Origin of the sequence: Scandinavium sp. M-37, from assembly GCF_043558715.1 — a bacterium.
GTDB classification, from domain to species: Bacteria; Pseudomonadota; Gammaproteobacteria; order Enterobacterales; family Enterobacteriaceae; genus Scandinavium; species Scandinavium vulneris_A.
The window spans coordinates 181,903-190,793 of sequence record NZ_JBIGIN010000006.1; the positions used below are offsets into that span (position 1 = coordinate 181,903).

Sequence of the window (8,891 nt, forward strand, 5' to 3'; positions counted from 1 at the left end):
TAGTTAGCAGATAAAACCAATTTTTGGTTAAAGAAAAGTTACTAACTGGATTTATCTGCTAAGGAAGTGAGTTGGGCTGAAATTTCAGCCCAAGAAGTGTGTCAGCGGTGGGTTTTGCCCGGCATCCGCGGGTCGTCTTTGTACTCTGCGGTAGCAATCCACGCCGCGCAAAACAGAGTCAGGCGGGCGAAGAAATAGAAGAACGCCATGATCCCCAGCACCGAACCAAATGCCGCCCCGGACGGGGACTTCACCAGCGCAGGCAGCGTCCAGGTCATGATAATCTTTATCACCTCAAACCCTATCGCCGCGATAAAGGTGCCGCGAATCAGCGCTTTTCGACGCGGGCGGTGGCGTGGCAGACGCCAGTAAATCCAGAAGAACAACAGGTAGTTGGCGAGGATGGAAATCGCGAGGCCAATCACCCGCCATGCCGGTTTCAGCCATTCAATCGAATCCAGATACAGCGCCGAGATAATCATCTGCTGCGCCGCCCCGGCGACGGAGGTGATCGACAGGGTCACAACCAGCGCCACCAGCAGACCAATCAGTGAGATGAAATCGCGGAAATACTTAACCCAGATTTTCTCCTGATCCTGCGGGGTGCGTTCCCACACGTCGCGCGACTGGGCACGAATCGCTTCACGCAAATTCCCCATCCAGTTCACGCCGGAGTACAGGGCCACCAACAGACCAACAATCCCGACGGTAGTACGCTGCTGCACCGCGGTGTTAATGGTGTTTTTCAGGGTAGCGGCCAGCGTCGGGTCACTGACGTTGGTCAGGATCTTGTCGAAAATGTCCTGCAACAGCGTGGGATGCGAGACGAGAATAAACCCCGCCGCGGCGAACGACACCATCAGGATAGGGATCATCGACAGAAACGAGAAGTAGGTGATCGCCGCGCCAAACTGGTTGCCGAGACGGTCGTTAAAGCGTTCAGTGGCACGGATCAGGTGCGCGATAAAAGGCTTACGTTGCACTTTCTGCGCGGTGCCAGTGGCTTTGTTCAGCGCGCTGCTGGCCCGCTGTTTGAGTCCCGTCGCGGAGCCATCATCCGTCTCCATTTTCCTGACCGGATCGTATTCCAGATCCTGAGTAGGGCGTTTTGCGTCGTTTTCCGGCGTCATTAGATACTTATTCCTTTCTTTAAATCCTTCATAAAATTATAGCCGATGAGAAGCGGTTAATTGTCGAAACTCTATTTCCGTTAATCCACATAGCTTTTCAACACCCCGGTGAGCCACTCCATAAACAGGTGTACACGGCGAGAGAGGTTGCGGCGGTGCGGGTATATCAGCGACACCGGCATCGGCGCGGCGCGATAGTGCGGCAAAATCTCGACCAGCTTTCCGCTGCGTAAGGCGTCCTTCACCCCAATGCGCGGCACCTGAATAATCCCCAGTCCGGCCAGGCAGGCGGCGTGATAGGTTTCAGTGCTGTTGACCGTCAGCACGCCGCCGGTTTTCAGCCAGCGGGTTTGGTTCTCGCTGTTCACTTCAAAACCCTGGGCACGCGCCCCAAGGCTGGTGGCATAGTGCACCACCGCATGGCTGGCGAGGTCGTCCAGTGTTTCCGGGTAGCCGAATCGCTCCAGATAATCCGGACTGCCGCAGTTGATCACGGTTAATTTGCCAATCGGGCGGGCGACTAATCCGGAGTCTTTCAGCGTGCCCACGCGCACCACGCAGTCGAATCCTTCCCGAATAACATCGACCAGCCGATCGCTACTGCTCAGTTCCAGTTCTATCCCGGGATATTGCTGAAGAAAGGCGGGCAGTTTCGGGATGACTAAATTTCGAGCAACGCCGACCGGCATGTCCACCCGCAGTCGACCGCTGATGCTGGTGGGGTCGTGCTGGAACATCCCGTCGAGTTCATCGAGATTGCTGAGCACATCTTTGGCGCGTTCGTAATAGACCATGCCGTCCTGCGTAAGCTGCACCCGGCGGGTGGTGCGGTGTAAAAGGCGCACGCCGAGCAGGTTTTCCAGCGCCTGAATTTGACGCGATACGCTGCCTTTCGGAAGGCCAAGAGAGTCTGCCGCGCGGGAAAAACTCTCCAGTTCGGCAACCCGGATAAACAGTTGCATTGCGTGAATTTTATCCATAGCAAACGCCTTTTGTTGTTCATATTGAAACAATGAAACGTAATTTACCGTCTTTATTGATTATATGTCACCTAATAAGCTCTCTCTCACTGTTCACCTGTCCAAAATGAGGTTGGTTATGACACAACGTATCGCTTTGATAACCGGCGGCAGCCGTGGCTTGGGAAAAAATGCGGCGCTGAAGCTGGCGGCGAAAGGAACGCATATTTTGCTCACCTACAACAGTAATCAGCAGGAAGCGCTGAAAGTTGTGGCTGAAATTGAGAAACTTGGCGTGAACGCGGCAGCATTGCAGCTGAACGTCGCCGATGTGGCGAGCTTTGACGATTTTGCCAATAACGTGCAGCAACAGCTCAACGTGACCTGGCAGCGCGACACTTTTGATTATTTAGTGAACAACGCCGGAATTGGTTTGTACGGAGCGTTTGCTGAGACCAGCGAAGCGGTCTTTGACGAGCTGATGACTATCCATTTCAAAGGCCCATTCTTCCTGACCCAGCGCCTGTTGCCGCTTATCCAGGACGGTGGCCGGATCCTCAATGTCTCCTCAGGGCTGGCGCGTTTTGCCCTGCCGGGCTTCGCGGCCTATGCCTCAATGAAAGGGGCGATGGAAGTGCTGACGCGCTATCAGGCCAAAGAACTGGGGGCGCGGGGAATTTCGGTCAACATTATTGCCCCAGGCGCGATTGAGACAGACTTTGGCGGCGGTCGCGTGCGAGATAACGCCGACATGAATCAATACATTGCCTCGCAAACCGCGCTCGGTCGCACCGGACTGCCGGACGATATCGGCGGCGCGATTGCTGCCCTGCTCAGCGATGAGCTGGGCTGGATGAACGCCCAACGCATCGAAGTCTCTGGCGGGATGTTCCTGTAAGTTTTGCCCTCACCCCGACCCTCTCCCGGAGGGAGAGGGAGAAAACCGATCGAGCCGCTCTTCCACGGGGAGAGGGAGAAAACCATTCGATCCCCTCTCCCTCTGGGAGAGGGCTAGGGTGAGGGGAATTTGAACTCATTACGTAACAACCCCAGCAGCCAGTCGTTATGCCATTTCCCGCCCAGCCAATAGCTTTCCCGCAGTTCACCTTCCAGCACAAAGCCGCTTCGTTCCAGCACCCGACGGGATGCCTCGTTCCCGGCGGTAACCGTGGCGATTAACCGTCGGATGTTGCCCGTCGTAAACGCAAACTCACACACCGCACGCAGTGATTCGCTGGCAAACCCTTTCCCTTGTGCGCCGGGGGCAAAGAGAAAGCCGACTTCCGCGCAATCCGCTTCCCGATGGATATACCCCGTCACGCCTAAGGGTTCGCCCGTCGCCGTCTCACGTACCAGCAGGCACAGCCAGTGCGCTGCGCCCGGTGTCCATTCCGGCAGCCGGGAGTCAAACGCCGCCCGAATAACACTTTCTGCTCGTAAATCATCGACATAACGCATCACACCCGGGTTCTGTTCTAAAGCCAAAAAGAATGGCCAGTCTGCTTCGCACAATGGTTCACAGCTCAGCCTCGGCGTCGCCAACGTTATCATCGTATTTACTCCGGTGATTTTTATCGGTTTATAGACGGATTAGCCCATAAGGCTATGAAGTACTCTACTTTCTAACGCTCTAATAATAAAAATAAAACCCTGTATATATCAGGGGTACCCAAAGCCTCAGAGAAGGAAAACAGATGCACACAGCATCGCACTATTCTGGCGACCAGTTTGAGCATTGTCTCAGCGTGATTCGCCAGGCTGCCACCGAGATCCTGTCGCTGCTGAAGGTACACGGCGCGGAGGCAAAGGACCCGCGCTGGTTCCTGCAACAGCTTGAACAGGCCCGGTTGAATCTGGGCGGATGGGCGAACGTGGCCCGGCGGCTCAATCTTAATGATGCCGAGATAAGCGATTTCACCCTGCAATTACGCCACTTACAGCAAGTCGTGCCGGTGTATGAGCGCGGGCAGGCGGTGACCGATAACCAACTGATTGCGGCGCTGCGTTTTGTCGCCGCGCTGGAATTTGTGCGCCAGAAGCAGCCGCGTCTGAAATTTACGTCGCTGCCCGGGGAGGACGGTAGCGTTCATCAGGAGCAGGCGCAGCGGCAAATGCGGGCCATCACATTGACCCTCAAGGCGTTAATTACCCAGGCCTTTCCCGATGCGACGCGTTTGAACGACTCGCTCAAATTGCAATTCGGGGCCGATAATGTGCGTCGGTGGCTGGCGAACAGCGACGCCGGGGATATTTTGTCCGGCATGTTATTCAGCGATCTGGCGCTGCTTATCGTGGATAAAAAAGCCTTTGCCCGCCATTACTCGCCATTGTTTAACGCCGCGGCGGCGCTGACGTTTCTGGCGGAACAGCGCGTCACGCTGCATGCGTTCCTCGAGGATTGCCGGGTGATGCGCAATGCGATCCTTGCCCAGCGTCCGCTGACGACGACCGAAATGGTGCTGCTCGACAACTATCAGCATCAGATAACAGGCCCTGTTCAGCGCGCGTTTGAGCAGGGGCGCACCCGGGTCAATCCGACAGCCTTTCTGACGGTCGACAGCAATGAACTCAGCCATTTTTGGGAAAATGCTCGCCATAAAGACAGGGCCCTCGGGGGGGACCGTCAGCCGGTGCGCGAAAATATCGAGCCGCCCAAAAAGCAGCAGATACGCAGCCCGGAGGACCGGGACCAGATGATTTCCACCGTGCTGTGGGGGGCCGTCGGGGTGGTGATGCTGGGGATGGCGTTCGCTTCCCTGTGGATGTTCAACAATGTCACCCCCACAGAATCGACCGCGCAGGTAAGCGAAGCGCAGGTGGATGCCCCGGAACGTGAGGTCCCGTCGCCACGCGAAAAGCTGGCGAACATGGGGATTAGCTGGGATATCAACAGCCTGCGTTCGGCTATCGATCGCAATGATACGCGGGTCACGACGCTGTTCTTACAGGGGGGAATGACCTGGCAACTGGCCTGGACCGAGCAGGCCCAGTCATTCCGCTATGATGATGTGCTGGAATTACTGCTGCGCTATCGCCTACAAATGGATGAGCCGAAGCCGTGTCGGCGGTTTATCAATACGCTCAGTCATGCGATGGGCAACGGTGAGTCGCTCACGGCGGTGCGCAAGGCCTACCTGCAGGCGTTTTGCGCCACGCCTGCGGTAGTGGAACGCCAGCGCTATAACGTGGCGCAGGCCAAACGACGGGCCGCGGCCACGCCGGATACGCAGAATAAAAAATGGCTGACGATTCAGTCAGCCATTTACAGCGCCATCAAATAACGCGCTCAGGGCTCGCCGTACAGGCCCATCAAGCGGCGTACCACGCCGTTGGTCCAGCCGAAGCCGTCCTGTAATGGGTATTCGCCGCCGCCGCCTTCGCGGGGCGTGCTGCTGGATATGTGATACTTCTCAATCAGCTTGTGATGATGCTGATAAAAGTGGTTCACCGTCTGCAGCCAGCTGCGGGCGATTTCATCCCCCAGGGTATCGTTGCCGTACAGCTTGAAGCCCTGGATAGCCATCCATTGCAGCGGGGCCCAGCCGTTAGGGAAATCCCACTGCTCGCCGCTGTCATACTCGGTGGCGAGGATCCCCCCCGGCGTCAGCAGGCGCGTGCGCACGGCGATATCAAGCTTGTCCGCCTGTTCATGCGTCGCCATGCCAACATACAGTGGCACCATGCTGGCGGCAGAAAACAGCCCCAGCTCTTCGCGCCGCCAGTCGTAATCGCGGAAGCAGCCCTGCTCGTTATCCCACAGATAACGGGTGACTGCAGCCCGACGCTCGCTGGCTTTATGGCGGAATTCGGCTTCGGTTTCCCGATCGCCTTTTGAACCGGAAATATTGGCAATAGCGCTTTCCAGTTTGTACAGAAACGCATTCAAATCGATCGGGATAAACTGGGTGGTGCGAATACTCGCCAGGCGGGTAGTATCCCGCAGCCAGCGCGAGGAGTAATCCCACCCGGACTCCGCCCCGGCACGCAGGTCGCGATATACCTCGTTCGGCGGACGCCCGGAATGACGGGCGGTTTCGACGTCCTCTAACCAGGACTCATCCCGCGGCGTGTCCCGGTCATCCCAGTAACGGTTTAGCAGCGAACCGTCCGGCATCCGCACCACGTGTCGCCAGGCCTGATTCGGCAGCAGATTTCCCGCGCCGTCCATCCAGAAGTTGTATTCCATCTTCAGGTGGTCGAGATAGCGCTTCGCCCCGCGCACGCCGTCTTCTTCAAACAGTTCCACCATCAGGGCGAAAACCGGCGGCTGCGAGCGGCTGAGGTAGTAGGTGCGGTTCCCGTTAGGAATGTGGCCGTAACGCTCGATCATCCAGGCGAAATTATCGGCCATACACTTGAGTAAATCTTCACGGCCGCTTTCTGCCAGACCGAGCATGGTGAAGTAGGAGTCCCAATAGTAGGTCTCGGTGAAACGTCCGCCGGGCACGATGTACGCCTGCGGCAGCGCCAACAGCGAGGACCAGGGAATGTGGTCCTGCGGCTCGCGGGTCAATACTGGCCACAGCGTGTCGATATGATCTTTCAGCGTGCTGTTCGGGTCAGAAACGTACTCGTCGCCGTGCGGTTCCGGCAGCCAGAAATGCTCCTCAACAAACGCCCTTAGATTGAAGCCCGGCTGGCGTTTTTGCTGGCGGAACTGAATCAGGATATCCAGCGGATCCATCTTCGGCGCGCAGTCAGGAAAGGTTTTGCTGTCGGCAAAAATTCGCGCAGCCTGCACGCGTTCAAAGAGTTCAAGATAACGGTCTGCGGGGGTCAGCGCGTCAGAGGCGGGCATCCCCTCAATCATCTCCGGTTCTGGCTCGATCTCGAACATTTCATCCAGTTTCAACTCGCACGGATCCGTGAGATAGCTAAGCTCGGCCTCCAGGGCCTGCGCTTCGTCGGTTTCCGGGTTACGTAATTTCTGGTTGAACATAGAGTAAAAACCTCCGGATTTCGTCAATACAGGAGCCGGAAAAAAATCCGGCGCTCTTTAAAGCGTAGTCATTCGCTTCGATCTGCGGGAAGCGGCTTTCACACTTTCAGAGCTTTCACTTTGCAACGAATTATGAATATGGTTATCGTCTGCGCTCTCCATTGATTAGCGCGCAATATGCACTTTACGAAACGGGAAGGTCCGTGTTGAAAGGGTTTATACTCCCTGGTTTGCTGGCGTCTGCACTGCTTTCAGGGTGTGCCGGAACGCTTTCGCAGATGAATATGCCTTCCAGTGAAGTGCAGCAGGTCGCACAAAATGGCCGGGCGCTGTCCGTCGATGAACTGGTCACCGAATATATGCACAGCAAACAGGTGTCGGGCATGGTGGTGGCCGTGATTAAGCATAACGGCCCGGCGACGTTCTATTGTTATGGGATAACCGATGATAAAAATCGCTATCCCATCACGCCGGATACCCTGTTTGCTCTCGGTTCGCTCAGCAAAGGCATAACGGCGGAAGTCATCACCCTGCTGGTCAATGAAGGCCGTTTACACTGGGACGACACCCTCTCCACGCTGCTACCGCCGGGTACACCGCTGAGTGACGACGCGCAAAAAATTACCCTGATTCAACTGGTGACCCACACCTCTGGCCTGCCGCGTCAGCCGATGAATTTGCTGTCGCTGGAACATCTACTGCGCTATCTGCGCGACGGCGAGAACTTCTATCAGGATTTGGACAGCGACGGCGTACTGAATTATCTCAGCAGCTTCCGCGCGCCGCTTAACCGGGAACCAATATATTCCAATTTAGGCTACGCGATTCTCGGCTATATCCTCAAATATCAGACCGGGCAGTCGATCGAGACGTTATCCGCGCAGAGACTCTTCCAGCCGCTGGGCATGGCAAACACCAGCTTTAATCCTGAAACGCTGCGCGCCTATCCGCATCGCGCCTTAGGCCACGCGGGCGATCAGCCGAAGCTTATCGCCCGGGGGGCATTAACCCCGGACTGGCAGTTCAGCAATAATATGGTGGGGGCCGCGAGTCTTTATAGCGATGCGCGCGATCTGATTGAATATACCCGGGCGCATTTCTCTACCACTGATAATCAGGCGCTAAATAAAGTGTTTTCTGACGTCAGCGTCAATTATTATCCGCGAGAAAAAGAAGCTGCCAATATTGCCTGGATAACCGACACCTACGGGCCGCAAAAAATCACCTATCAGGTGGGCTATATCGGTGGCTACTCGAGCTATATCGGGTTTGATAAACAGAACCAGAATGCGGTGCTGGTATTACAGAATAGTTTTAACTGGAGTAATTATATCGGGCACGCATTGTTGAAACGTATCGCGCCCGAATAAGCTCTTTTACCACTTCTCGTCGCGTGCTTCCCGGCGTCCGTCGCGACGATTTTCACGTTTGTCCTGACGGCAGGACGCATTGCTCTTGTCATCTTCTCTGACGCAGTCACGTTTTTCTTCACGGCCTGTAGAACGCGTGTCCTGACGGATGTCGCGTGCCTCCTGGCGTTTATCGCTGCGATAAGTCGCGTGCGCCGAAGGCATCACGGCAGGCAGCAACATCGCTGCGGTGGCCAGAGAAAGAATTAATTTTTTCATAAAATGAAAGCCTTAGCCTAATAATCTCGTGGAGAAACAGGGCGCATATTTTCACGCAGTTACAGACGTAGCTTAGTACACTTTGTGCGGAAAGCAGGACCGCCGGCATCCAGTATTGGATTTATAGCAGCAGGACGGCTGGAAAATAAATATCCTCCGGCATAGCCGGAGGTTTTTCATGTGCGCCTATAAGGCTCTGTTACCAGCCGCGCCCTAGCAGGCGCATCGCGATCTG

Annotated in this window: 8 protein-coding genes; 3 read left to right on the top strand and 5 right to left on the bottom strand. The window is 55.9% G+C overall.

Annotation, left to right across the window (positions count from 1 at the left end):
• Positions 1-101: 101 nt before the first annotated feature.
• Entirely contained in the window at positions 102-1,130 is a 1,029-nt protein-coding gene (gene yhjD, locus ACG0Z5_RS07110) for an inner membrane protein YhjD (protein ID WP_394446294.1), read from the bottom strand.
• Positions 1,131-1,210: 80 nt separating this feature from the next.
• A complete protein-coding gene (locus ACG0Z5_RS07115) occupies positions 1,211-2,110 on the bottom strand; it encodes a LysR family transcriptional regulator (protein ID WP_394446295.1) in 900 nt (299 codons plus the stop codon).
• Positions 2,111-2,228: 118 nt separating this feature from the next.
• On the opposite strand from ACG0Z5_RS07115, the gene ACG0Z5_RS07120 reads away from it, so the two are divergent.
• Entirely contained in the window at positions 2,229-2,987 is a 759-nt protein-coding gene (locus tag ACG0Z5_RS07120) for an SDR family NAD(P)-dependent oxidoreductase (RefSeq protein ID WP_394446296.1), read from the top strand.
• A 113-nt stretch (positions 2,988-3,100) separates the two neighbouring features.
• Here the strand turns inward: ACG0Z5_RS07120 and ACG0Z5_RS07125 are convergent, their stop codons facing one another.
• Positions 3,101-3,640: a GNAT family N-acetyltransferase gene (locus ACG0Z5_RS07125; RefSeq protein WP_394446297.1), complete on the bottom strand. Its 540-nt coding sequence runs from the start codon at positions 3,638-3,640 to the stop codon at positions 3,101-3,103.
• 143 nt (positions 3,641-3,783) lie between these two features.
• On the opposite strand from ACG0Z5_RS07125, the gene ACG0Z5_RS07130 reads away from it, so the two are divergent.
• Positions 3,784-5,370, top strand: a complete 1,587-nt coding sequence (locus tag ACG0Z5_RS07130; RefSeq protein WP_394446298.1) for an STY4199 family HEPN domain-containing protein — start codon at positions 3,784-3,786, stop codon at positions 5,368-5,370.
• Between the two features lie 5 nt (positions 5,371-5,375).
• Here ACG0Z5_RS07130 and ACG0Z5_RS07135 read toward each other — a convergent pair whose 3' ends face one another.
• Positions 5,376-7,028, bottom strand: coding sequence for an alpha,alpha-trehalase (locus tag ACG0Z5_RS07135; protein WP_394446299.1), 1,653 nt, complete (start codon positions 7,026-7,028; stop codon positions 5,376-5,378).
• Positions 7,029-7,306: 278 nt separating this feature from the next.
• Here ACG0Z5_RS07135 and ACG0Z5_RS07140 point away from each other — a divergent pair, with 278 nt between their 5' ends.
• Positions 7,307-8,398, top strand: coding sequence for a serine hydrolase domain-containing protein (locus ACG0Z5_RS07140; protein WP_394446300.1), 1,092 nt, complete (start codon positions 7,307-7,309; stop codon positions 8,396-8,398).
• Between the two features lie 6 nt (positions 8,399-8,404).
• Here the strand turns inward: ACG0Z5_RS07140 and ACG0Z5_RS07145 are convergent, their stop codons facing one another.
• Positions 8,405-8,656 carry a hypothetical protein gene (locus ACG0Z5_RS07145; RefSeq protein ID WP_394446301.1) on the bottom strand — a complete coding sequence of 84 codons (252 nt, stop codon included), beginning with the start codon at positions 8,654-8,656 and terminating at the stop codon, positions 8,405-8,407.
• Positions 8,657-8,891: the final 235 nt, after the last annotated feature.